Source organism: Pedobacter sp. (assembly GCF_040513095.1).
Classification (GTDB): Bacteria; Bacteroidota; Bacteroidia; order Sphingobacteriales; family Sphingobacteriaceae; genus Pedobacter.
Genome location: NZ_JBEVDX010000094.1, coordinates 1 through 24,906, shown reverse-complemented (window position 1 = coordinate 24,906; position 24,906 = coordinate 1). Strand labels below are relative to the sequence as shown.

The 24,906-nt window shown below is 43.9% G+C and carries 19 protein-coding genes; 5 read left to right on the top strand and 14 right to left on the bottom strand.

Annotation, left to right across the window (positions count from 1 at the left end; genetic code table 11):
- Nucleotides 1-199: 199 nt before the first annotated feature.
- Nucleotides 200-559 (bottom strand): hypothetical protein, encoded by a 360-nt coding sequence (locus tag ABWY16_RS11295; RefSeq protein ID WP_353904750.1) that lies wholly within the window; start codon nucleotides 557-559, stop codon nucleotides 200-202.
- A 308-nt stretch (nucleotides 560-867) separates the two neighbouring features.
- On the opposite strand from ABWY16_RS11295, the gene ABWY16_RS11290 reads away from it, so the two are divergent.
- Both ABWY16_RS11290 and ABWY16_RS11285 read left to right on the top strand, forming a co-directional pair.
- Complete coding sequence (locus ABWY16_RS11290) at nucleotides 868-1,893, top strand: sensor histidine kinase (protein WP_353904749.1); 1,026 nt, start codon at nucleotides 868-870, stop codon at nucleotides 1,891-1,893.
- Nucleotides 1,894-1,915: 22 nt separating this feature from the next.
- Nucleotides 1,916-2,668, top strand: coding sequence for a LytR/AlgR family response regulator transcription factor (locus tag ABWY16_RS11285; RefSeq protein WP_353904748.1), 753 nt, complete (start codon nucleotides 1,916-1,918; stop codon nucleotides 2,666-2,668).
- Here ABWY16_RS11285 and ABWY16_RS11280 read toward each other — a convergent pair.
- The 8 genes from ABWY16_RS11280 to dcd form a co-directional block, all read right to left on the bottom strand.
- Complete coding sequence (locus ABWY16_RS11280) at nucleotides 2,665-3,411, bottom strand: lysophospholipid acyltransferase family protein (RefSeq protein WP_353904747.1); 747 nt, start codon at nucleotides 3,409-3,411, stop codon at nucleotides 2,665-2,667. The genes ABWY16_RS11285 and ABWY16_RS11280 overlap by 4 nt on opposite strands.
- Before the next feature lie 4 nt (nucleotides 3,412-3,415).
- On the bottom strand, nucleotides 3,416-3,970 hold the full coding sequence (locus ABWY16_RS11275; protein WP_353904746.1) for an NUDIX domain-containing protein: 555 nt from the start codon (nucleotides 3,968-3,970) through the stop codon (nucleotides 3,416-3,418).
- Between the two features lie 19 nt (nucleotides 3,971-3,989).
- Nucleotides 3,990-6,452, bottom strand: a complete 2,463-nt coding sequence (locus ABWY16_RS11270; protein WP_353904745.1) for a TonB-dependent receptor — start codon at nucleotides 6,450-6,452, stop codon at nucleotides 3,990-3,992.
- A 168-nt stretch (nucleotides 6,453-6,620) separates the two neighbouring features.
- Nucleotides 6,621-6,902, bottom strand: a complete 282-nt coding sequence (locus ABWY16_RS11265) for an ATP-dependent Clp protease adaptor ClpS (protein ID WP_353904744.1) — start codon at nucleotides 6,900-6,902, stop codon at nucleotides 6,621-6,623.
- Nucleotides 6,903-6,969: 67 nt separating this feature from the next.
- Nucleotides 6,970-7,845, bottom strand: coding sequence for an SDR family oxidoreductase (locus ABWY16_RS11260; RefSeq protein ID WP_353904743.1), 876 nt, complete (start codon nucleotides 7,843-7,845; stop codon nucleotides 6,970-6,972).
- A gap of 4 nt (nucleotides 7,846-7,849) precedes the next feature.
- On the bottom strand, nucleotides 7,850-8,611 hold the full coding sequence (locus tag ABWY16_RS11255) for an enoyl-CoA hydratase/isomerase family protein (RefSeq protein WP_353904742.1): 762 nt from the start codon (nucleotides 8,609-8,611) through the stop codon (nucleotides 7,850-7,852).
- Between the two features lie 5 nt (nucleotides 8,612-8,616).
- Nucleotides 8,617-11,310 (bottom strand): TonB-dependent receptor plug domain-containing protein, encoded by a 2,694-nt coding sequence (locus ABWY16_RS11250; protein WP_353904741.1) that lies wholly within the window; start codon nucleotides 11,308-11,310, stop codon nucleotides 8,617-8,619.
- A gap of 95 nt (nucleotides 11,311-11,405) precedes the next feature.
- Nucleotides 11,406-11,942, bottom strand: a complete 537-nt coding sequence (gene dcd / locus ABWY16_RS11245; RefSeq protein ID WP_142529257.1) for a dCTP deaminase — start codon at nucleotides 11,940-11,942, stop codon at nucleotides 11,406-11,408.
- Between the two features lie 65 nt (nucleotides 11,943-12,007).
- Here dcd and ABWY16_RS11240 point away from each other — a divergent pair, with 65 nt between their 5' ends.
- The 3 genes from ABWY16_RS11240 to ABWY16_RS11230 are packed head-to-tail and all read left to right on the top strand — an operon-like array spanning nucleotide 12,008 to nucleotide 14,111.
- Nucleotides 12,008-12,649 carry a 4'-phosphopantetheinyl transferase family protein gene (locus ABWY16_RS11240; protein WP_353904740.1) on the top strand — a complete coding sequence of 214 codons (642 nt, stop codon included), beginning with the start codon at nucleotides 12,008-12,010 and terminating at the stop codon, nucleotides 12,647-12,649.
- Between the two features lie 5 nt (nucleotides 12,650-12,654).
- Nucleotides 12,655-13,353, top strand: a complete 699-nt coding sequence (lipB, locus tag ABWY16_RS11235; protein WP_353904739.1) for a lipoyl(octanoyl) transferase LipB — start codon at nucleotides 12,655-12,657, stop codon at nucleotides 13,351-13,353.
- 38 nt (nucleotides 13,354-13,391) lie between these two features.
- Complete coding sequence (locus ABWY16_RS11230) at nucleotides 13,392-14,111, top strand: SGNH/GDSL hydrolase family protein (protein WP_353904738.1); 720 nt, start codon at nucleotides 13,392-13,394, stop codon at nucleotides 14,109-14,111.
- A gap of 32 nt (nucleotides 14,112-14,143) precedes the next feature.
- Here ABWY16_RS11230 and ABWY16_RS11225 read toward each other — a convergent pair whose 3' ends face one another.
- From ABWY16_RS11225 to groES, 5 genes are all read right to left on the bottom strand, one after another.
- Nucleotides 14,144-15,571, bottom strand: a complete 1,428-nt coding sequence (locus ABWY16_RS11225; protein WP_353904737.1) for an L-serine ammonia-lyase — start codon at nucleotides 15,569-15,571, stop codon at nucleotides 14,144-14,146.
- Between the two features lie 93 nt (nucleotides 15,572-15,664).
- Complete coding sequence (locus ABWY16_RS11220; RefSeq protein ID WP_353904736.1) at nucleotides 15,665-16,696, bottom strand: PorP/SprF family type IX secretion system membrane protein; 1,032 nt, start codon at nucleotides 16,694-16,696, stop codon at nucleotides 15,665-15,667.
- Nucleotides 16,697-16,704: 8 nt separating this feature from the next.
- Nucleotides 16,705-22,725, bottom strand: a complete 6,021-nt coding sequence (locus ABWY16_RS11215; RefSeq protein WP_353904735.1) for a PKD domain-containing protein — start codon at nucleotides 22,723-22,725, stop codon at nucleotides 16,705-16,707.
- A gap of 143 nt (nucleotides 22,726-22,868) precedes the next feature.
- Nucleotides 22,869-24,509, bottom strand: coding sequence for a chaperonin GroEL (gene groL, locus ABWY16_RS11210; protein ID WP_353904734.1), 1,641 nt, complete (start codon nucleotides 24,507-24,509; stop codon nucleotides 22,869-22,871).
- Between the two features lie 51 nt (nucleotides 24,510-24,560).
- Complete coding sequence (groES, locus tag ABWY16_RS11205; RefSeq protein ID WP_142529249.1) at nucleotides 24,561-24,854, bottom strand: co-chaperone GroES; 294 nt, start codon at nucleotides 24,852-24,854, stop codon at nucleotides 24,561-24,563.
- Between the last annotated feature and the right edge of the window lie 52 nt (nucleotides 24,855-24,906).

The following is a 24,906-nucleotide window of genomic DNA, read 5'->3' as shown; positions in this document are numbered from 1 at the left end:
GAACTATAATCTTAGTTTCAAAATATTTTGCTATTTTTTTTCAAAAACCTCTATAAAAGCAATGGCGGCCATCCAGCCGCCATTTACTACTATTAACTATAACTAAAACTAAATTTTTTGAGCTATTATGCCCATGATGTCTATGAGACGTAATTTTTTTTATAACGTTGCATTATTTTAAATCAACTTGCGCCGATTTTTATTTTAACAGGCTAGCAGGCAACTTTGCAACGCTGGTTTGATTTGTTGATTTTGCACTTACCATGCTTTCTTCCGGAGTACCGCCGTTGCTGGTTAGTGTAAGGATCATCATCATAAAAACAGGTACCAACAGTAATAAAAATGGAGAGACATTTGTTAATTTTTTCATGATATAAGTATATATATTGGTCAGCTTGCTGAAATCAATTTCGTAAGAGGTATAAATCCTGTTTTGTGCTAAAGTGTCTATGTGTTGAACAGATGCAGTTTTCATAGGTTGTCTATTTTTATTAATCGGTAATGAAGCTATCACGAGCATTTCAGAGTTTTGAGAGCTGTATACTGGTGATGGTTTCATAATCGTATCGTTTTGTTGAAACAAATAGAATCATAAAATTCATGCTGCTAAAATGTTTTATACCAAGTGGAAATAATTATAGATCAACAGGTGATTTTGAGAAAAAACGCAAAATGTTGGTATTTTAGCCGTTGGTAGAAAAAAATTGCCCGTTCGTCGAAAGCTATGACCAAAAAGTATTACTTTCAGTACTTTGGTTCCATTGCAGAAAGGTCCTGAATGGATCAATTACAGGCTCCTGCAGGCACAAAGCTGGTAAACACAAATAATTTTAACGCTTTATAATAATTTAAATCAATACAAAACAAATGAGAGGCAGGAGAGAGTTGATAGCACATTTGGTTTATTGGCTGTTCTTTATCGGAATGGTATCGGTAAGCCTGTTTTTCAACCAGAGCAAGCATAGCCATACCTATTACATCGTCAATATCGGCTATTTCTCCATCATCAATATCTCCATCTTTTATATCAACTATACACTGCTTATTCCGCAGCTGCTAAAAAAATACTGGTATTATATCGTCTCGCTCATTGCGCTGATTGCAGTGATGTCTTTTGCGAAAACAATCATAGCGGTGCTTTACCGCGATCAGGTACTGCAACATATCGATGCCAAAACCGGCGCAATTGAGGAAACCTCCGTGATCACTTATGTAGTTTCTACTGTATTTTCATCTGGCTTTTTTATCATCTCGGGCTGCCTCATTAAATTCGCACTGGACTGGTTTGGCAATATCCGTATCCAGCGCAGCCTGGAAACGGAGAAAAAAGACATGGAGCTGCAGTTCCTGAAATCTCAGCTCAACCCGCATTTCCTCTTCAATTCCTTAAATAATATTTATTCCCTCGCCTATCAGAAGTCGGACAAGACTGCAGATGCGATTCTGAAGTTATCCGAGATCATGCGGTATATGATCTATGAGAGTAACGACAGCTGGGTAGCGCTGAGCAAAGAGATAGAGTACGTACAAAGTTATATAGAACTGCAAAAGCTGCGGTTTAAGGACGGCGCAGCAGTGGTGATGACCCTTAATGGCGAGATTGATAACCAGCAGATCCTGCCGCTTGTACTGATCTCATTTGTGGAGAACGCCTTTAAACATGGAGTGGCCAATGACCCTTCAGATCCCATCAGGATCAATATCATTGCCAATCAAAAGATACTGCATTTCAGTATTACCAACAAAAAAAATAATGCCAATAAAGACCATGTTGGCGGAGTGGGTTTAAATAACGTGGAACGCCGGCTGCAGCTGCTTTACCCGGAAAGGTATAAGCTAAATATCGTAAATTCGGCTACGCATTATACGAGTGAACTCATGCTGGATATATAATTTCTGATTTAAAAAGAAAACAATGACGCTAAAATGTATTGCCGTGGATGATGAGCCATTAGCGCTCGATATTATTGAAGACTATGTTTCCAAAGTGCCGTTTCTGGAATTGGTGAAAAGGACAGAAAATGCGATTGAGGCCCTGCAGCTGGTACAGGCAGGAGGGATTGATCTTGTTTTTCTGGATATCCAGATGCCAGACCTGACGGGCATCCAGTTCCTTAAGATTGCAAACAATAAAGCCAGCTATATTTTAACTACGGCTTATTCTCAATATGCACTGGAAAGTTACGACTTAAACGTTTCAGATTACCTGCTCAAGCCGATTGCATTTGACAGGTTTTATAAAGCAGTGGAGAAGGTGCATAACAGGCATAAGAATGACGCTGAACCAGCTATTGCTGTTGCTCCGGTAATACCTGTTGCTGCGGCTATAATGCCAGAGCCTCAAACCGTGCAGGACTTTATCTTCGTGAAAACGGAACATAAAATTCAGAAGATCGAGCTGGATAATATTCTTTATATCGAAGGATTGAAGGACTACATCTCGATTTTTACAAAAGCGGAAAGGGTGATCACCTTGCAAAATATGAAAAGGATGGAGGAAACACTACCGAAATCACAGTTCATCAGGGTGCACAAATCTTATATCATCGCGCTGGATAAAATCGAAAGTATTGAACGTAGCAGGATCACTATCTGCGGCAAGATCATTCCTATAGGAGATACTTACCGCGATGAGTTCTTTAAAAAGATCGAGAACAAGAATATTTAGGCGTTTTTTTCCTGTTTCAGTTCTTTCCTGATTGCAGTTTCTGCCATCAGGGTAAGTTCTTCGGCATTTCTGCCCGCCGGCTCGATTGGTTCCAGCACCGTCCAGCGAATCTTCTCACCAAAGCTAAGGGGGTACATTCCATACTGAACTGTTTTCCAGGAGTTCTCTATCGCAACTGGTACAATCAGGGCATTCGGTACAGCTTTCAGGAGCGTGGCAATCCCACCTACCTGGAAGGGCTTCATTTGCCCGTCCTTTGCACGGGTGCCTTCTGCGAAGATCATAGCCGACCAGTTATTTTCTTTCATCCTGCGGCCCAGTTTAATGATCTCGGAAATGGCCTGCTTACTGTCTTTCCTGTTTATGTTTGCCCCTCCGCCGTATTTGAGGTTAAAGGAGATGGAAGGTATCCCCTTGGTAAGCTCAATTTTTGAGATAAACTTTACATGGTATTTCCGCAGAAACCAGATCAGCCCGGGAATGTCGTACATGCTCTGGTGATTCGCAACGAAGATAATCGGATGGTTAACCGGAAGTTCCTGCTCATTGATAAAGGTAGAAGAGGAGCCCAGGAAAATATGACTGTAGGTGAGGAAGAAATTAAGGTAATCTACTGAGGTTTTATGTGCCTTATAACCAAAGAAACGGTAGCTGATCCATTGAACAGGATGGAAAACCAATAAGGTGAGTAAAAAGAAAAAGTAAAATACAGGAGAAAAGATATACCCCAAAAATTTGTTCATATGGTTATAATTTGCCTTCCAATAATAATAGTTTGGTTTTCAGTAATGCGGCTACACTCATGCTGTCGGTAATTCTTCCGTCGAGCGCCATTTGATAAGCCTCTTCAAAAGGAAGTTTACGCAATACAAGTTCCTCAGTTTCTTCAGGGGCAGCAGGGCCCATAGTTAAGTCCCTTGCGATAAAAATCACGGCGGCTTCATCACTTACGGAATTGGAAAGGTGCATTTTGAGTAATTCTGTCCATCTGCCAGCAAGGAGTCCTGTTTCTTCCTGGAGTTCACGCATGGCGCTGTCGAGCACCGGCTGATCCAGCGGTCCACCCCCTTCGGGGATCTCCCAGCTGTAGGCCTTTAGCGGAAACCGGTATTGCCCCACCAGCCAGGTATTCATTTCTTCATCCAGGGGCAGAATTCCTATAGCATGGTTCCTGAAATGGACTTCCCCATAGATTCCACTGCCCCCGGAAGGATTGATCACCTGATGTTCAGTCAGTCTGATCCAGTTATTCTCATAAATTTTGCGGCTCTCTACAGTGGTCCAGGGATTGATCTCTTCCATGCTGCAAGATACAAATTTCTTAAAATGTTCCTTCGTCAGGTTTCTGCTCCTGCTGCTCCTGTTTTTTCGGTTTCTTCTGGAATGTAGTCTGACCGAAACGGTAAGCGAAAGTCAGGTTGCCCATTTGTCCTTTCTGGTAGCGCTGGAAATCAGTAATAGTATTGGCATCCTGGATTATAGCGCCAAATTTCCTGGTGTTAAAAACGTCTCTCATGTTGAAACTAAGGGATGCTTTTTTATTCGGGAAATCGTACTTGGCACCAGCATCAACTCCATACATGGCTTTACGTTTTCCCTGTGCCTGTAATTCTGTGGAGTTGTAGTCGCCCCTAACCTGCAGTGAAATATTGTATGGAAGGGTAAAATTATTGGTCAGGTTGGCATTCCAGCTATAACCGGATGTTTGTCTGATGTTGTAAGCAGGTACTGCATCAATATTACTGTGGTATCCGTTTACGTTGGCCGTAAAACTCCATGCTTTTATCGGATCTACCTTTGCTATGATCTCCACTCCGCTGTTTGTACTCTGAGTTAAGTTATAAGGAGTCATGATAATTACACCTGCAGAATCCGGAGCTGAACGTACACGCTGAATCAAATCGTTGGTATGGCGTGAATATAAACTGGTAATCAATGTCACTTTCGGCCAAAATCTGCTGTAGCTTAACTCATAAGAGTGCACATCCTCAGGCAGCAGGTTTGGATTTCCCTGGCGCCAGCTCAGAGGGTCTGAGTAGTCAATGAAAGGATTGGTATCCCATGGTCTTGGTCTGTTTACCCTTCTGGTATAGCTCAGTTGTAATTGCTGTTCACCTGTGAATTTCTGTGTTAGAAAGATACTTGGATAAAGCCTGTCATATGCAATGCGCCCAGCAGCATTGGTCACGGTACCATTCTGGTCGTATCCGCCCGAGTTGGTATTTAAGCGTGCCATCTCACCACGCAAACCGATCTGGTATCCAAAGTTTTTAATTTGGTTTGAATAGTTCGCATACAGTGCATGTACCTGGTCTTTACTGTTAAACAGATTTGATAACCGGTAGTTATTATCAAAAGCACCTGTGGCATCATTGTATGTTTGTGCGATGGTGTTGTTATCCGAGTATTTGATCTGGCTGCGGTAGCCGCTTTCCAGTTTACCAAGCTTGCCTAAAGGCATGGTATAATCTGCCTGGATATTGTAATTTTTATTTGTACCGTCATTATCATTTGTCAGAATTTCTGATGGGTCGGCTGACGGAAGGCCGTTTAAACTGAGAACAGTAGTATTGTACTGCTGGAAGTTATCATTATTTCCATGAGAGTACCCAAAATTAAATGTCAGTTCGTGGTTGGCCTTAAATTTATGGCTGTAATCCAGGTTCAGGTCGTAACTGTTACCACTTCCGTCAGTAGTGTTGATCCTGTCACTCAACAGGATTGGAGAGCCATCAATGTTATTGTATGTATTTACATTCAGCAGATCCCTTTTATCCTGATCCCTTCTGTTATAGGCTGCCGAGAAGCTAAGGATATCCTTTGTAGTAAGGTAGTAATCTATTCCTGCTTTTGCATTATGGCTTTTTTCAATCTGATTAGAGGTTGTCAGCTGTTCGGCTGATCCGAGTGAGTCAGCTCTGTTCAGGTATTTGATATTGTTGAAGCCACCACCAATACGTTTACCATATCTGTAGCCGTAATTTCCATAGATATTGATGTTTTTATTCTGGAAGCTCAGGCTGGCGTTACCATTATAGTTATCTCTGTTACCGGCAGTCAGGGCGACATTCCCGTTAAATCCAAGTTTTGAATTTCTTTTCAATACAATGTTGATTATACCGGAGTTACCTTCTGCATCATATTTTGAAGAGGGGTTAGTGATTACTTCCACGGTTTCGATAGAACTGGCCGGGATAGATGCCAGAATAGAAGCAACATCACCTCCGCCAATTACTGAAGGTTTACCATCTATCAGCACTTTTACGCCGGTAGATCCTCTCAGGCTTACATTTCCATCCACATCGATCTGGATCGATGGTACATTGGTGAGCAGGTCTGATGCAGATCCGCCCTGGCTTACCAGACTCTGGTCTACCGCGAATACTTTTTTATCGATACCTAATTGTATCGGTGCTTTTTTTGCCGTTACATTAACTTCATTGAGTACAGTTCCTTTGGCAGCCTTCATTTTAATAGTACCCAGGCTAAGCATTTGTTTTGAAGCGCTAACTGTTACGGAATCCCGGATTAATGTCTGGTAGCCTACATAACTGATCTTGATAGTGAAGGTTCCATTAGGGATGCCGTTGATTACCAGATTACCGTTAACATCGGTCTGTCCAGTTGCCACATTCACTTTAGTTTGTCTGTTCATGATCACCGCAGAGGCGAAAGGAACGGTTTCATTGGTTTGCGCATCTACAATTTTTCCTGTAAGTTTACCCGAGCCCGGGCTCTGTGCATAAAGTTGATAGGAAGCGGTTGTAATACAAATAGCGAGCAATATAAATATAAATTTACAGCGAAAATTGTTCATTACTGATATATCTTTTTAGGTGTGTTTTGATAGAGGGACAAAGTAACGGCGGGATAGTTTAAAAAACAGGCCGTAACTATTTTATTACAACGCTTTTAGAGCTGTTTATAGTAATATTTTCGTGAGGGAGAAGAATTAATCTACGGTTACAGTGAGACCTTCCTGCTGCAGGATTTTGCGGTAAACTTCCATTTCAGTAAAGGAACCTTCCAGAACGGCACATTTTCCTTTATTGTGTACTTCCCAGGCGATTTTCTCTGCCTGGCTTTCGGTATAATCAAGATATTTAGTCATACAGTAGATCACATGATCAAAAGTGTTCACGTCATCGTTCCATAAAATCAAACGGTGCGTGGTTTTGAGGGAGGTCAGGATCTCCTCAAGTGTGAAGGTTTCTTCTTTTGTTTCTGTTGACATGGTACAAAAATAAGCTAATTTCAAAATAAAGAATACTTTAAAATCATATTTGCTTAAAAGATTGGACTCAGCTGCCTTTGGCTGACCTGGTCATTTGCGCAAAACTCTCCCAGAGGTCGTCCGGTATGGCTTCGAGGCCGTTGAACTGGCCCGCTCCCTGCAGCCATTCACCGCCGTCAATCGTGATTACTTCCCCGTTGATATATGAAGAGAAGTCACTTACCAGGAAGGCCGCAAGGTTGGCCAGCTCCTGATGGTCGCCCACCCGTTTCAGCGGTACCCTGTTTTTAAAATCGAACTTTTCTGCCAGATCTCCCGGGAGCAGCCGGTCCCAGGCCCCTTTGGTAGGGAAGGGTCCCGGAGCAATGGCATTGGTACGGATGCCATACTTGCCCCATTCCACTGCCAGTGAGCGGGTCATGGCAAGTACGCCTCCTTTTGCACAGGCGGAGGGCACAACGTACGCTGAGCCTGTAAATGCATATGTAGTAACGATGTTCAAGATGCTCGCTGCCTGTTTTTCTTTGATCCAGTGTTTGCCAAAGGCAAGCGTACAGTTTACCGATCCTTTGAGCACGATATCAATTATTGCAGAGAACGCATTTGCGGATAAACGCTCCGTAGGAGAGATGAAGTTGCCCGCAGCGTTATTGATCAGGCTGTCCACAGCACCAAAAGCTTTCACTGTTTCTGCCAGTACATTTTCTACCTGTTCATAGTCGCGTACATCACAGCTCACTGCAAGTACCCTGCCACCGGTCTCTTTTTCCATCTCCTCTGCGGTTTTTTGCAGTACATCAGCCTTACGGCTGGTGATGACCAGGTTTGCGCCAAGCTTTAACAGATAGGTGCCCATCGCTTTACCCAGCCCGGTACCTCCACCGGTAACGACAATGGTTTTACCTTTTAAAGCATCATCTCTTAACATCGGTTGATTGTGCATATGCTTATTTTTTTTGCAGGTTATCAATAATCATTTTCAGCAGGTTTCTGCTGGCGGGCGACCACCATTGGGCAAGCAGAATTTCAAGTGTATCAGATTGGTCTGCTGAAGTAGCAGCGATGAGTTCTTTCCTGATATTGAGTTTGCTCTGCTGCCAGGTATTGGGCTCCATAGCCATGTATTTCCTGATCCTGCGTTCTGCCGCTGTCATGATGCTTGCGGGGTTAACCAATTCATCTACGAGGCCAATGCTTAAAGCTTCCTCCGGACTGAATAATTTGCCTTCGAGCAGGTTCCTGCTCGCATTGGCTTTACCGAGCCAGAAGGAATACAGCTGGAATATACTGTCAGGAACGATGATGCCAACTGGCACCTCGTTCAGCCCGATGATATATTTTCCCTCGGCCATTACCCTGGCATCACAGGCCAGTGCGATGACACAGCCTCCGGCGGGGGCATGCCCGTTGATCGCAGCCACCATAGGTTTTTTAAAGGAAACCAGCTTTGCAGTGAAATCCAGGAATAGTTTCCAGAAGGACTTGATCTCCTCATCATTATATCCGTAGAGCGCTATCAGGTCCAGTCCTGCCGAAAAGAAATGCTCCCTGCCGGTAATGATCACTCCACCGATATTGTCATCGTTGTTGATATTGTGAAGCATGTCTGTCAGTTCAGTGAGCATTTCCCTGTCCAGTGCATTTGATTTGCCACGGTTAAGGGTAATCAGTGCCAAACGGTCTTTTATAGTTACATTGATAGTGTTCATATTTTTTATTTTACCTGGTAGGTATATACTTTTCTGGCCAGATGCCCTTCTTCGTTGATGCCTTCGATTACAATTCTGTAAGTGCCGGGTTCATCTGTATTGTAAAAATTAAATTTGCCGGTACCGTCTGGTGTAGGTACGTGCGGGTTCCAGTATACTGTTGAGCGTTTGTCTTCGCTCTTATCTGTGTTTTCTGGTGTGTACTGCGGAGAGTAAAATTGTCTTACTGCGTAATAACCTTTAGGCCCGAATGTGATGATGCCTGGGGAGTATCTTGAATAACCCAAATCCCCGCCGCCGCGCTTAGTAGTGATGATCATTACTCCGCCACCGCCCATAGAACCGTAAATGGCAGTGTTGCTCACGTTTTTCAGGATTTCAATTGTTTCCACATCAAACGGTGTGATCTGGTCAAGTATATTCGCATCTACGTACATCCCATCAAGAATGATCTGCATTAGTTTTCCGTTATTTCTTACCAAATAAAATCCTTGTGGATTGGGAGAGTATAACATTCCTGCCACGCGCCCTTGTAAACACTGCCACAAATAAGTACAGGTGCCGAGATCCTTTGCAGTGATTACCTGATCAGCATGTCCCGCACCATTCAGATTCGCTGAGTATTGTGCCGGATTCTTCTTCTGCACAATATTCACCTGATCGAGCAGGAGCGTGCGTTCCAGTAATCCGCGCTTATTCAACCCGTCGAAATAGGCATTGCTCTTAGTGATGTATCCTGCGATTGACTCATTGACATTGATTTCAACATCGCCTGTATTTTTATTCTTTGTTACTATCTGGCCTGGCAAAACGTCTACGTTGATCTCCACGTATTTTTTGTTCTTCGCGTTTCTTGCCTGCACCACAAACTTAGTGCTGTCACCAAACACCAGATTATCAAAGTTGAAATGTCCCCTGGCGTCCGTCAGGGTGTCAGCCATGAAGACCCCACCACCCGTTGCCAGTAAAGATACCTTACCGTTAGGCACAGGCTTGCCGCCTGTAGTTGTAATCGTACCGCTAACCTTCAGTGATTTTTCGGGCGGAAAAGCCAGTGGTTTAACGGCGTCACCCATCAGGTCAGACCATAAGAACCTGCTCCAGCCCTGGCTTAGCATAAGATTATCCAGATGTTCGCGGGTTTCTTTTGTATTGTTCCTCAGGTAATAGTTCGGTTTTTCCACGTATCCTTTTAAGTCGGACGTAAGTAGTAAACCAGTCAGGATATTACTTTCATTATCAGGATCCGGTGTAACTACATTAGTATTTGTAACGGCAACCGAAAAACTGCCTACCGTTGCTTTATCACCATCCTTTGCAGAAAGTGTAAGCTCTGTATTCTCGCGCGTATTATAAGTATTCTTTAAGCCTGTTAAACTGGCGACAATTTGGTCTGCGGGGTTATTGATAAAAATCAGGCGTTCTGCAACCGGCAGATTTGTGGCACTGAACAGTGTAAAATGGATAATTCCGGAAGGCAGGTCTTTTTTTGGTAACGACAATGTGCTGACCTGTTTTGCTGAGGGTATCTTTTGTACGGTAAGGACGGCATTATTCTGTTGTATTACCAGTTTGAGTTCTCCCTGGTTGAGCATTGCCTGGCTGGTCAGTAATTTTACCCCCACCTTAGTACTGTCGGCATTATTTATACTGAGCACATATCCTGACGGTGCTGCTTTAGGCAAGGGTACGTCAAGCGTACTCCCATCTTTCAGTTTTACTTTTGCCGTATAGGTTTTTCCCGGCTGCGGGTTTACAATAAAATTGCCCATCCCGAGATGAGTGGTGTTAAAAGTCAGCACTTCGATACCATCATTATCCGTTAACGTTCCTGCAACATCTACACCCAATCCTGCCGCGTTAATAGCTTTGATCGCCACTTTAGAGGGCAGGTTTTCCACCAGGCTTCCGCCTTCAGGGAATAGCTGTACAGAAAGTGCATTTGTAGTTGTTTTTACCGGGATCGTTTTCACGATCTGTTGTTTATTGGGCAAGGTGATAGTTGCGGTAATCATTCCTGACGCCGGGCTTCCCGTTGAGTTTTGGAAAGAGAAGTTAACCTCACCCTGTGCATTGGTCATTCCCTTGCCCCGCCCCGAAGGTTTATCCCTGAGCCGTACTTCGTAACTTACGTTTTGTCCGCCATAAGGTTTACCGTCTTTATCAGTAAAGGTAATAACCGCATCAACAAGCTCTGCGTTGCTTTTCTTGCCGAAAGTATATGTAGTACTGGTGAAAACCTTGTTTGCCCAGGCATTGCCTATCCTGATCGTTTTATCAAAAAAGAAATCCGGACCGGCATTTCTCATCCACTGCGTGTAAGCCCTGATCCTGTAATTTCCTTCTTTCAGCGTGTCCGTTAATTTGAAATCTCCCCAGCTGAGCCCGCTGACAAGCGGCAGTTTAATCTGTTTTTTTACAGAGTCTCTTTCACTGATCAGTTCTACATACAGGGCAGAGCTGATCTTCGATAGCTGACCACTGCGGCTGTCTGTGACATAAGCCTTAAACCATATATTATCCCCAACAGCATAGTAGGGTTTATCAAAATGCAGGTATACTTTTTCCTGGGGATGCTCTTCATTGTATGCAGCAAGTTTTTTCAACAGGTTTTCAAAAGGATCATCTGCGAGCCTGAAAGCACAGAATAGAGCAGATACAAGCAGGAAAATTAAGACTTTCGGATATTTGGTTTTCATAGATGTCTATTGCTTTTCATAGGTAAGGTGCTGAAAATAATAAAGCCTCAATATAAGAATATTGAGGCTCAAAAGCTATAGTGATTAATCCAGCGTTAAAAGTTATTCTTCCACATCATACTTTCTACCGGTTTGGTAGTTTTGTTGCTGTATTTGGCGTCGTTTTTAGCGTTGTACATTGTTTCAATATTTCCCTCTACCATGAAATAGATCAGCTGTCCGATTGGCATACCTGCGTAAATTTTTACTGGTTGTGCACAGGAAATTTCCAGTGTCCAGGTGTTGCAGAAGCCTACATCGCCTTTTCCGGCAGTGGCATGGATATCAATGCCCAGGCGGCCTGTGCTCGACTTCCCTTCCAGGAAAGGCACATGGGCATGTGTTTCTGTATATTCAAGCGTTACACCCAGGTATAAAGTGCCCGGCTGCAATACAAATCCGTCCTTTGGGATTTCAAAATGGATGATTTTGTTGTGTGCTTTGGCATCAAGCACCCTGTCTGCATATGTTGCGAGGTACTTGCCCAAATGAACATCATAAGAATTGGTGCCTAAACACTCTGGTTTGAAGGGCTCAATTATTATTGTTCCTTTGTCAATCTCCTCTAAAATACGCTTGTCCGAAAGTATCATTTGTTAAGTCTTTGGGCGAAATTATGATTAATTTAAGATACTTTTGCATTGATTTTTTAAATAGGATGCCTGTAATCTATAATCAAGATATTGACGATCATACCATACTTGCCGTATGGAAAATCCAGGAGGGGGAAGAAGAGCTGCTCTCCGGCCTCCAGCTAAAGCAGCATGAACTGGATTTCCTGACTACATTAAGTCAGGGTAAACGTCTGCTTCAGTGGTTAAGTACGCGCTTTTTATTACGCACCATGCTCAATACTTCGGAATACATTGATTGCCGGATGGATGAACATGGCAAGCCTTACCTGGCCAATTCCCCCTACAGCATTTCACTCAGTCACTCTTATGATTATGCCGCAGTGATGATTGGAAAGGAAAAGGGGGTGGGCGTGGATATCGAACTGATCAAACCCAAGATACAGCGGGTGCAGCAGAAATTCCTGAATCCGGCCGAACTGGCGCAGCCGAATGTGAAAAACAATACCGAAGCCCTGTATGCCTGCTGGTGTATAAAGGAGGCTGTTTATAAATGGTACGGTAAAAAGGGACTGGAATTCAGGAAACATATTCATATACAGCCTTTCGATCTTAAAGATAAGGGCTCTGCCACAGTACTTGTAGATTTACCAACCGGCATGCAAAAAGTAAGTGTGTGTTATTTTAATACCATAGCAGGCTATATGCTTGGTTATGTAGTCGCTTAAACAGGATGAACAAGAACGTGAAATTTGTGGATTGGGGACTGGTGGATTACCAGGAGGCATGGGACCGTCAGGAACTGCTGCTGAATGAAACTGTAGCCATTAAAACCAATAACAGGAACAATGGAACAGCAGAACAGACACCCAATTTCCTGGTTTTTTGTGAACACCCCCATGTATATACTTTAGGGAAGAGCGGCCATCCCGAAAATTTACTGCTTGATGAAGAAGGCCTGAAGGAAAAACAGGCTACTTATTATAAGATTAACCGCGGAGGCGATATCACTTATCATGGTCCCGGTCAGCTCGTAGGCTATCCTATCCTTGACCTGGACAACTTCTTTACAGATATCCATTTGTACCTGAGAACGCTCGAAGAAGCCGTTATCCTGACCCTTGCGGATTTTGGTATCCCGGCAGGCAGGTATCCTGGTTTTACGGGTGTATGGCTGGATGCCGATAATGAAAAGGCGAGGAAGATCTGTGCGATGGGCGTAAGGTGCAGCCGCTGGGTGACCATGCATGGTTTTGCACTAAACGTAAATTCCAATCTTGACTACTTTAAAAGTATCGTCCCTTGCGGGATTGATGATAAAGCAGTTGCTTCCATGGAGCAGGAACTGGGTCATGAACTCAATATGAGCGCTGTGAAAGAAGTGCTCCGGAGGCACATCGCCGCTCTTTTTGAAATGGAGATTTCTCTTTAAGCTGCATCTGTTTATTTAGTTCTTTCGTAGATTTACCAATGAAACTAACCGCATTAATCCTGCTGCTATCCACTATAGCATGCGGGAAAAGTTCAACGAACGGAATGAGCAAAACAGACACAACAATAATTACAGTACCTACCGGCGAGCAGAGTTACCTTGCGCTTGGCGATTCTTATACCATCGGTGAGTCAGTTGCACAAAGCTCATCTTTTCCCTATCAGCTTGCAGCAAGCCTGAATAGTCAGGGAATAAAAGCACGAAGCCCAAAGATTATTGCTAAAACCGGATGGACAACCAACGAACTGCAGGATGCCATCAGGGCTGAGGCGCTTAGCACTAAATTTGATATCGTCACTCTCCTGATCGGTGTAAACAATCAGTACAGGGGCAATTCTATTGCTACTTACCGTACTGAGTTTAAAGAATTACTGCAAACAGCGATCAGCTTTGCCGGGGGTAATAAAGCGCATGTATTCGTGGTATCCATTCCTGATTGGGGAGCTACACCTTTTGGCAAACAAAGCGGTAAGGGCGTGCAGGAAATAGCAGAAGAAATTGATGCCTTTAACGCGGTAAATAAGGAAGAAACACTTAAAGAGGGAATCAGCTATACCGATATCACTCCAGGTTCAAGAAATGCTGCAACTAATAATGCTTTAGTGGCTGCAGATGGTCTTCATCCCTCTGGTTTGATGTATAAAGATTGGGTTACGCTGCTGGCACCTTCGGTATACAAAGCGCTGTCACTAAAATAGCTGTTGCGATGCCATCCTCGGAAGAGCCAATGCTAACACTCAGGCAAGCTGATTGGGATATTGGTTGCGAGTCCGCCGTCAGATGTTTCCTTGTATTTTGAATTCATATCGAGCGCGGTTTCCCACATCGTATTAACCACTGCCCCAAGACTTACTTTGGCTTTGTCTGGATTGCTTTGCAAAGCGAGTTGACTAGCAGTAATCGCTTTAATCGCACCCATGGTATTCCTTTCAATACACGGGATCTGTACCAGTCCGCCAATAGGGTCACAAGTTAAACCCAGGTGATGCTCCATGGCTATTTCAGCTGCCATCATTACTTGTCGCTGTGAGCCGCCCATACATTCTGTTAATGCAGCGGCTGCCATCGCAGAGGATACGCCTATTTCGGCCTGGCATCCGCCCATGGCGGCAGAGATCGTTGCTCCTTTTTTAAATATACTGCCGATTTCGGAGGCACAAAGTATAAACTGTATAATCTTTTCTTCAGTAAAGCAGTCGCAGAAGGCAATGGCATATTGCAGTACCGCAGGGATCACTCCCGCTGCTCCGTTGGTAGGAGCCGTTACCACACGCCCAAAAGAGGCATTCTCCTCATTGACAGCCAGAGCAAAGCAGCTTACCCAGTCCAGCGTATAGTTAAAGCTGTTTCCGCCTGCTCTGATTGCTTCAATCCAGCTGTTGTAATCTGTGTATGGCCTGCCTGCTATCAGCCTGGTGTTTAGTGCAGCGGCCCTTCTTCCAACGTTTAATCCTCCGGGCAGAAATCCAGCGGAATGACAACCACGGAAAGTACATTCCTGCATGATCTTAAAATGCTGCATCACACCTTTTACAGTTTCAGCTTCAGGCCTCCAGGCAAGTTCATTCTCCATTACCACTTCCGAAACTTTGAGTCCTGTGGTGAGGCACCAGTGCAGCAGATCACCTGCCTGCTCTACCGGGAAGGGGAGTTCTACCATTTCTTTATCATTGTTCAGCTCTCCATCTTTAACCACAAAACCTCCGCCTACAGAATAATAGGTTTCAGAATATGCTTTTCCGGTATTCAGAAAGGCCTGGAAGGTTACCGCATTGGGATGGAAAGGCAGGCTTTCCATATACAGGAAGACGAGATCGTCAGTATAGCAGAAACTTATAGGATGTGTTCCTGCCAGCGGCAAGCTGTTATCGGTTTTGATTGCTTTTATTGTAGGGTCTATCGCATCTACATCAAAAGTCACCGGATCGGCCGCCATGAGACCCAGTAAGATTGCGATATCTGTACCGTGGCCCACGCCTGTTTTTGCGAGAGAACCATACAACAGTATTTTCACCTGTGCCACATCACTCAGCAGTTCCTTTTCAAGCAACGAAGCTGTAAACTGCTGGGCAGCCCTCCAGGGGCCTAAAGTGTGCGAACTGGAAGGACCGATACCGATCTTGAAAATATCAAATACGGAGATTTGCTCTCTAAACATGTGATAAAGCTAAAAAGATTAAAGTAGATTCAGGAAAACAAAAGATGAAAATTTCCTCTTGTTTTGCATCCGGTTACGAAACCATGAAAAGGGTTAATAGAAATCGTAGCAGCGGAGGCCATTGAATTTATTATAGCTGGAGCTGTTATTGAAATATTTCTGGTAGCCGATACTGCCTTCTGTAGTTCCGTTGGTGTTGGTATAGTTGATTTTGGAAGTAGTTGCATCATGACTGATCCCGACCCTTAGTTTTTCACCATTCCTGCGGTCGCTTGAGAAGATGTCAAAGATGAGTGAGATCACAATTGCATCCGGGCCACCTTCTCCGGCTGTACGGTACCAAAGTCCGGTGTTTACGCCCTTATACTTAAACTGTGCTCCGGCACTCATGGAAGAAACGTTGCCCTGTTTATAGTAAACCACAGAGGGGATGAGGTACGATCCATCATCAGATCCGTAATTGTAGCTCCTTGTTAAAGGGAGGCGGTAACTTGCATTTACTGCAAATCTCCTGGGTAGTTTTGCCTGTGCACCGCTAAAGGATTCGTCAGGCTGATTGATGTGATAGACCGCTGCACCGGCCATAAAGTTGCCATATACCAGGTTTGCTCCGGCTCCCGGATCAAAGAAAAACCTTTGTGCCATATCTGGTAATTGTGCAGAACTTACGCTGCCGGGAATATAGCCCAGCCGGTTATCGATCTGGTCTGAAAACACCAGTTTATCCCAGTTGATGCGCCTGTTTGTGAAACCTGCCTGTATACCGAAAGAGAGCACAAAATCATCACTCCCCACGCTATAGGCATAGGTTGCGGCAACATTGTTCTTTACCAGAAACGCTGTTCCTTCTGTGCTGCGGTTAAACTGAAGTCCGACACCCCCTCCAAAGTGAGGGATGTTGAGGTCGGCCGATGCATTCACATAAGATAAAGTACCATTCAGGCCTGTCCACTGATTCCGGTAGATCATGTTCAGTCGTACATCCCCTTCAAATTGTCCTGTTAATGCTGGGTTGAGATAAAGAGGGGCATTATAAAATTGCGAATAGATATGGTCCTGGCCCGATGCACAAAACGACCAGCCGGATAAAAACACCAGCACTATATAGCTTAAAAATAATTTCATTCTTCTCATTATCTTATCAGGTGGATTACTCCTGTTTTTTTCGGAGCCGACGAATCGTAGGTCATCCCTTTCCAAGCTGTTCCATTTACAAACTCAACATCAATCTTCCAGAAGAATACCCCCTGAGGCTGTAATATGCCGTTAAATGTTCCGTCCCATCCTTCAACCGGCCTTCCCTCGTTCAATTGGGTAGTTTCCCACAGTGTCTGGCCCCATTTGTTGAAAACGCTCATCCTCCAGGATTTCATACCTGATCCTTTTGCAATAAAGGTTCTCAGTTCGGGCGTCTGACTTCCCGGCATAAATGAGTTAGGTACATACAGATAACCCGGAACTCCTACAATTGTTACGGTTTTAAATGTCGTAGTGAAACATCCCTGCTGGTTGCTCACTCTTAAGGTCACCACGTACCTGCCTGTATCAGGATAGGTATGTGAAGGATTCTGCAGGGTGGAGTTTGTGCCGTCTCCAAAATCCCATGCCCATATTGTTGGGTTATTTGTACTTTCATCTTCAAATCTGAAGGTGTAATCCGGGATGCTGATCAGTGTTGAAGGGGCCACATTAAACAGTGCAATTGGCGGTTGTACAACGTGGATGTACTGGTTCATCGTTGTGGTTGCTGTACAGCCTAGACTGTTAGTTGCAGTAAGGCTGACGGTGTAATACTCCTGCGTTCCGGCAAACACATGTTTTGGTTGGAACTCATTGGAAGTGGTACCGTCCCCAAAATCCCAAAGGTAACTTACTCCGTCTGCACTGGTGTTTGTGAACTGAACAGCAAGTCCCGGGCAACCCAGGGTAATATCCGCAGTGAAGCCTGTTACCGGCGCTGGCAAGACAGTAACCGATTCTGTTGTGGTAGTATCAGAACATCCGTTGGATGCTGTAAGTGTAATTGTGTATGTGCCGGCTGCTGTAAAAGTATGTCTCACTACTTCAGGAGCGCTTCTGGTGATGACAGTACTGCCATCGCCAAAGTCGTACTTAAACACATTGGCACCCCTGCTGTTGTTATAAAAATTAACTGTCAGCGGTGCACATCCTGTCTGTTCGTTTGCATTTACCACCAGTTCCGGCAGAACCGTATTTGGAGATACGCGGATGGTGTAGGAGCTTTCATCCCTGCCACATTCGTTCTCCGCAACCATCTTCACTACAAAGTCCCGGACCACATTTGTGGTGAAGGTATGTGTTACCGGCAGTTTATCGGTTTTCGTCAGTAAGGTTCCGTCCCCAAAGTCATAGTAGAATGTATTAGTTGCCCCAGGAGAACTGTTTGAGAAGGTGACTGTCAGAGGGGCGCAGCCTACCGTTTTGCTCGGAGAGAATATCGATATAGGTTTTGCCTTTACCAATACCGTGGAGGTAACGGAGCTTACTCCGCAAGTAGTTGTAGCAGTAAGTGTCACGGTATATGTAGTGTCTTTTCCTGTTGGCTCCGGCTGGTAGGTTACTGCCGCTGGCATAGTTTGCGAAGAGGTTACCCCATTTCCAAAATCCCATCTGAAGGTAACGCCTTCCAGAGATGTAGAAGTGTTGACAAAGTTTACTACTAATGGTCCGCATCCCGAAGCAGTACTCTGGGTAAATGCAGGAGCAACGGCCTGACTGGTACTGAAATCATGGGACATCTCATCCGGCTGACAGCCTGTGCTTGGAGCGGTTACCAGTTTAATGTTTACTGTAGCATTACTTGTGGTAATGGTATAACCCGGGAAAGTGATGCCCGTGCCGATCTGTACATTATCTGCGTACCAGGTGTATGTTGCATTGCGATCAGGATAGGCAACTGCTTTTACGTTGTTCGCATCGATTACGAATGGTGAGCAGGATCTATCCAGGGTAAAAGTGAATTCTGCTTTAGCATTTGGTTTTACAGTGATGGTAACGGTGTTACTTATATTTCTGAGGTCGCCATTACATGTGATGGTACTTACTATACGTCTGTAAAGTGTAGTAGCTGTTAGTATTGGAGGCGTGTAACCTATGAATACTGCACCGCTTATATCTGTCCATGTAGTGCCGTTCAGACTTGACTGCCATTGATAATTAAAGTTTCCGTCAGATCCTGCAGGTAGTGTTCCTGTCAGTGCTACCGGAACCACCCCTGTACAGATGGTTTGATCTGCCGCGATGGTGTTGTTTGCTATCGGGGGCTGGGCAATAATTCTGATGACATTTCCGCTAGAAGTACAGCTACTGCTTATTACAATTCTTCTGAAACTCAGTGTAGCCTGTAACTGATAGCTCAGGTCTTTTCCCGTTTGCCCGGTCAGTGGAGTCCAGGTTGTTCCGTCTGTGCTTGCTTCCCATTGGTAAGTGTATGTTCCGTTTCCGCCGGTAGGGGTATTGCCTGTAATTGTTATTGTCTGGTTGTAGCAGACCTCGGTGCTTGTACTGGTGATTGTATTGGTTATTGGAAGCAGGTCATTGACAATAACGTCATCCCTTGTTGGTCCGCATGGCGATGGGCCGGTGATTGTCCACGTGAAGGTATAAATTGTTCCGGCAGCAAGATTTTGTACTTCTGTTGTAGGATTGGTTGGGTTTACAATTACTGTATTTGGTAATGTTGGGCTAACAGTCCATAATCCACTTTCACCTGCTTTTAAGGCAGAAAGTGCTGATAGTTGAACGGTCGGTTGATTACATAAAGTTTGATCTGCCCCTGCATTAGCGATCGTTGTTGCCGGGCTAACGTTTATTGTGGTTGCTGTAGAGTTTGCTGCCGCACATTGTCCGTTTTGAACAACTGCCCTGTACTGTGTGGAAACCAGGAGATTTGTATATGTTTGGGTTGCAGTTGTATTTGTGATAGCCTGCCATGTAGCCCCATTATCTATTGAACTTTCCCATCTGAGCACTATACCTGTCTGTCCTGATAATGTGATCGTACCTGAGTTAGTACCTTCACAAACTGGATTGGGGTCAGCTGTTGCAGTGGTACCAGGAACTGTTGGAATATTTACTGTGATGACTACGTCACTTGATGTAGGGCCGCATGCTCCGGTGCCGGAGATGGTCCATCTGAAAGTATAGTCCTGTCCCGAGGTAAGGCCTGAAACAACAGCATTTTCTGAAGTAGGGTTGGTGATCACTACCCCAGACTGACCAGCAGATGGTACAAATGTCCAGAGGCCGTTACCAACTCTTACAGGATTACCCTTTAAGGTATACGTTTGCTGATCACAAATACTTTCAGACGTTCCTGCATCTGCAACTGTCAGTGCAGGATCAATCTGTACTGAAACAGTTACTGGTGTTCCCGGACACCCATCGGGATTATCCGCCGTAACATAATAGGGAATAATTGTATAGGTTACTGTAGCCTGAGTAGTTCCTGTGTTTGACACACGGTTATTGATAACTGTTGTAGCCAAGGGAGTCGGCTGAGCATCGTTTCCAGTAACGGCACCATCCGTAACGCCGCTTACGGTTGATGTCCATGTGTAACGTGTACTACTCGTAGTATTACCAGGAATGTTTGATGTTAGCGTTATTCCCAGTTGATTACCACTGCAGATCGGTGAAGCTCCCTGAGATGCTGTAAGAACAGGCCGGGGATTTACCCGTACTGTAAAGGTAAATGGAACACCGTCACAGCCATTACTTTCCGGAATAATTGTATAAATAATTTCAGCAGTGGCTGTAGGGTTCGTGTTAACTATAGCATTAGCGGTAATATTTCCTGTTCCGGATGCTGGATAGCTGCCAGTCTGTGCATTTCCATCAGCATTTGCCGCTGTCCATCTGAATGTACTACCGGTAACACTTGAGGTAGGGGTATATGATATCCCATTGGTTGTACAGATTGTTTGAGTGGTATTTGTTCCTGTATTGTTAGGGAGTATTCTTATAGTTTTGATTGCACTCACCAGTTCACATTCTCCCGGAATTCCTGTGTTAACCACTAAGGTTATAGTAGTGCTCAATGCATTAAGATCGGCAGCAGATGGTGTATAAACCGGAGTGAGGCTGGCTGGATCAGAGAATGTACCGCTGCCGCTGCTTCTCCAGGAATATGTTGTTGCAGGATTAGTATTGTTTATCGTCGCACTTAGATTAATGTTTGCGCCGTAACACACTGTAGGAGCAACTGTAACTATTGGTGATGGAGAAGGTAAGAATGTCAGTGTCTGACTGGTTGTTACACCGGTAGGATTGCAATTGTTTTTATGGAGAAGTGTTATTGTATACGTACCATAATCTGTAAAAGTAATTTTGGGATACTGACTATTGGGAGGTGTTGTAGGATCGAACGTATAGGTCGTTCCTCCCGTTACTGTCCATGTATAAGTATCTGCCAAAGGTTTCGCCGTTCCTGTTGTGGTCGTTTGAGTTACACCACCATTTGGCCCAAAGCTAAATTCACCTCCCTGGGAACAAAGTCGGGCATCGGCAGACATGGTACTTTGTGGCGTAGTGTTTACCACTACTTCCTGTGGGGCCGTAGTTCTATTACAGGTAGCTGATTGAATATTGAGGGTAATACTATAAACTCCGATCTGTGTAAAAGTGAAGGTGGGAGTTATGCTGTTCACATTGTAAGCAACACCTGACGGAGGAGTCACAGCCCATGTATAGACTGGCGGAGCAACATTTGGGCAAGTATTATCTATTACTGAAGTATTTGTAGGAGTAAGGGCTGCAGCACTCAGGCACAAAGTAGTTGCCGGTAAGGTAAAGCTTGGAGCGGGAGGGTCTTGTATGCAGATCGGAAATTCTATATCATCCGCCTGACAACCACCATCGCTTGAAGAGCTTAGACGGACAGTATGCTGGCCTTTTACTGTAAATACATGTTCAAGGCTATAACTCAATGGTTGGTCCTGAGCTACCATCGTCCCGTCCACATACCACGTGTAAAATACAGTGTTGTCTGCACATCCTACAGAATTGGTATTAGACCGTTGTCCTGGCAGGGAGTTGTTTACAAAAATAACATTGTCATTTAGACAGGCTACCGGGGGGAAACTAAATCTGTTTTCCGGTCTGGAAACTACTCTTGCCGGTGTTGATAATGGCGCCCCGATATTTCCACAAAATGGGCTTACTACATTTACATTGACTCCAAAAGCATTGTATACGGTTTGTGTTCCAGAGGTGTAGGATAATCCACATGAGGATCTAACAAAGGTATGTGATACCCTGTTGCTGTTTGAAGTGATATCACAAATTGTGTAATCACTTGCTGAACCATCTCCCCAATCAATCCGGTATATATTTCCCGGAAAGTTTCGTCCGATTCCGTCAGCCGGACTTACATTCACCAAATATTCAAAAGAACCTGTTGGAAAACAGACTGTATTACCCGTAGTTGTGGTAAACGCTGTTCTGGAAACATTGTTAATCAGGAAATATGCTCTTGTACCTACAGAACCGTCTGGCATCACTGCTTTGACATACATGGTAAAATGAGCTAACGTAGCTGTGTAAAGGAGAGCCTGACCAATTGAAGTAAATGTTAAAAGTGCAGGGGCGCCACCATCAATCTGGTTCACAATGGTTACAGTAACAGCAGCAGCAGTAGAAGCATTGGTAAAGCTATAACGTGTAGTCAGTACATTTTCGTCGGTATTGCAATTACCGAACGTAACCGGGTTATTACTGATGGTAGTATTTTGTGCGGAGGTTAACCTAGCTTCGACAGGGGTAGTGCCGGCAGTAATAATTATAGGCCCGGATGCTGCGGAAGTTGTTGCCGGATTTGTGGATTTGACTCTTACCCGGTAGCCAATACCCGCGGGTGTTCCGGTAGGTATAGTTCCATTGACAAAAGCTGAATAAAAAGTAGCGTAAGTTCCTATTCTTACTTCGTTAGTAAAGTCGCCATTTGAATCTGAAAGATACAACTCAAATGTGTTTGCAGATGCAATGCAATTAGTTCCCAGGCTAAAGGTTGCTGCAATTGAAGATCCGGGCGTATAAGGCCCTGCATCCACCGCACCGATCGTAATCTGCCCCTTGGATTCAAAGAATACAAAGACAAGCAAGAGGGTAAAGAGAGCGTGTAAAATTTTCCTCATAGTGTAGCGTAATCTAAAAATATCAAAATATTATGATACCTTCCAAATAACTGCCTTACAAAGAGTTGAAATTTCTACATAATAAAAAATCCCGCGAGTAATCGCAGGATTTTTTATTATTAAATAAATGGTTGAACGTCGAATTACATCATGCCGCCCATGCCGCCGCCACCCATAGGAGGCATGCCAGCACCAGCTGCACCTTCTTCAGGATCATCAGCTAAAACAACTTCTGTTGTTAACAGCATAGCTGCGATAGAAGCTGCGTTCTCTAGTGCTACACGACTTACTTTAGTCGGGTCAATAACACCAGCACCGATTAAGTTTTCATACACATCTGTACGTGCATTGTAACCAAAATCTGCAGTTCCTTCTTTAACTTTCTGAACTACGATAGAACCTTCAATACCTGCGTTTTCACAGATCTGACGTAATGGCTCTTCAACCGCACGTTTCACGATTGCGATACCTGTAGTTTCATCTTCGTTATCACCTTTAAGATTAGCCAGAGCTTCGATAGCGCGAATGAAAGCAACACCACCACCTGCAACGATACCTTCTTCAACCGCAGCGCGGGTTGCATGTAAAGCATCATCAACACGGTCTTTTTTCTCTTTCATTTCAACTTCAGAAGCTGCACCTACATAAAGAACAGCAACACCACCAGATAATTTGGCTAAACGTTCCTGTAATTTTTCTTTATCGTAATCAGATGTAGTAGTTTCAATCTGAGCTTTGATCTGGTTAACACGACCTTTAATATCTTCAGACTGACCTGCGCCGTTGATAATTGTTGTATTGTCTTTGTCTACAACGATTTTTTCAGCAGTACCTAAATAAGTAAGGTCAGCATTTTCTAATTTATAACCTCTTTCCTCAGAAATAACAGTACCACCAGTTAAGATCGCAAGATCTTCCAGCATAGCTTTTCTGCGGTCACCAAAACCTGGAGCTTTAACAGCAACAACTTTCAGGGAACCACGGATTTTGTTCACTACTAAAGTAGCTAAAGCTTCACCGTCTAAATCCTCAGCGATAATCAATAATGGTTTACCAGTCTGAACTTGTTTCTCTAAAATCGGCAACAGTTCTTTCATGTTGCTGATCTTTTTGTCATAGATCAAAATGTAAGGGTTTTCTAATTCCGCTTCCATTTTATCAGCATTGGTCACAAAGTATGGAGATAAGTAACCACGGTCAAATTGCATACCTTCAACTGTTTTTACTTCAGTTTCAGTACCTTTTGCTTCTTCAACAGTGATAACCCCATCTTTACCTACTTTACCCATTGCTTCAGCAATCAGTGAACCGATTACTTCGTCATTGTTTGCCGAGATAGATGCTACTTGTTTGATTTTGTTGTTGTCTTCGCCAACTGTTTGTGATTGTTGCTTTAAGTTAGCAACGATTGCAGTAACTGCTTTGTCGATACCACGTTTCAAATCCATTGGATTTGCACCGGCAGCTACGTTTTTAATACCAGCAGTAACAATTGCCTGTGCAAGTACAGTTGCAGTAGTTGTTCCGTCACCTGCGATATCTGCAGTTTTAGAAGCAACTTCTTTCACCATTTGTGCACCCATATTTTCAATCGGGTCTTTCAACTCAATTTCTTTTGCTACAGTTACACCATCTTTAGTGATTGCTGGTGAACCGAATTTTTTATCGATAATTACGTTACGTCCTTTTGGACCTAAAGTTACTTTAACTGCATTGGCCAAAGTATCAACACCTCTTTTCAGGGCGTCGCGGGCTTCTACGTTATATTTTACTTGTTTTGCCATTTTAAAATGTTGTTTAAATATTTGGTGGGTTTTGCTGGGTTATACCAACGATTAAAGAACTGCGTAAAGATCAGTTTCACGCATTATAAGATACTCTTTACCTTCATAAGTAATTTCAGTACCGCCATATTTTCCATATAAAACTACATCTCCAACTTTAACGCTCAATGGTACTAAGTTCCCTGTTTGTTCGGCAAATTTACCTGGTCCGACTGCTACAACTGTTCCTTGCTGAGGTTTTTCTTTTGCTGTATCCGGGATGTAAATACCCGAAGCAGTTTTTTCTTCGGCAGGAGCAGCTTCAACAACTACTCTATCTGCAATGGGTTTAATGTTTAAAGCCATAACTTAATTATTGTTTTAATTTAAAGGTTAATGTATAAATTTTATTAAACAC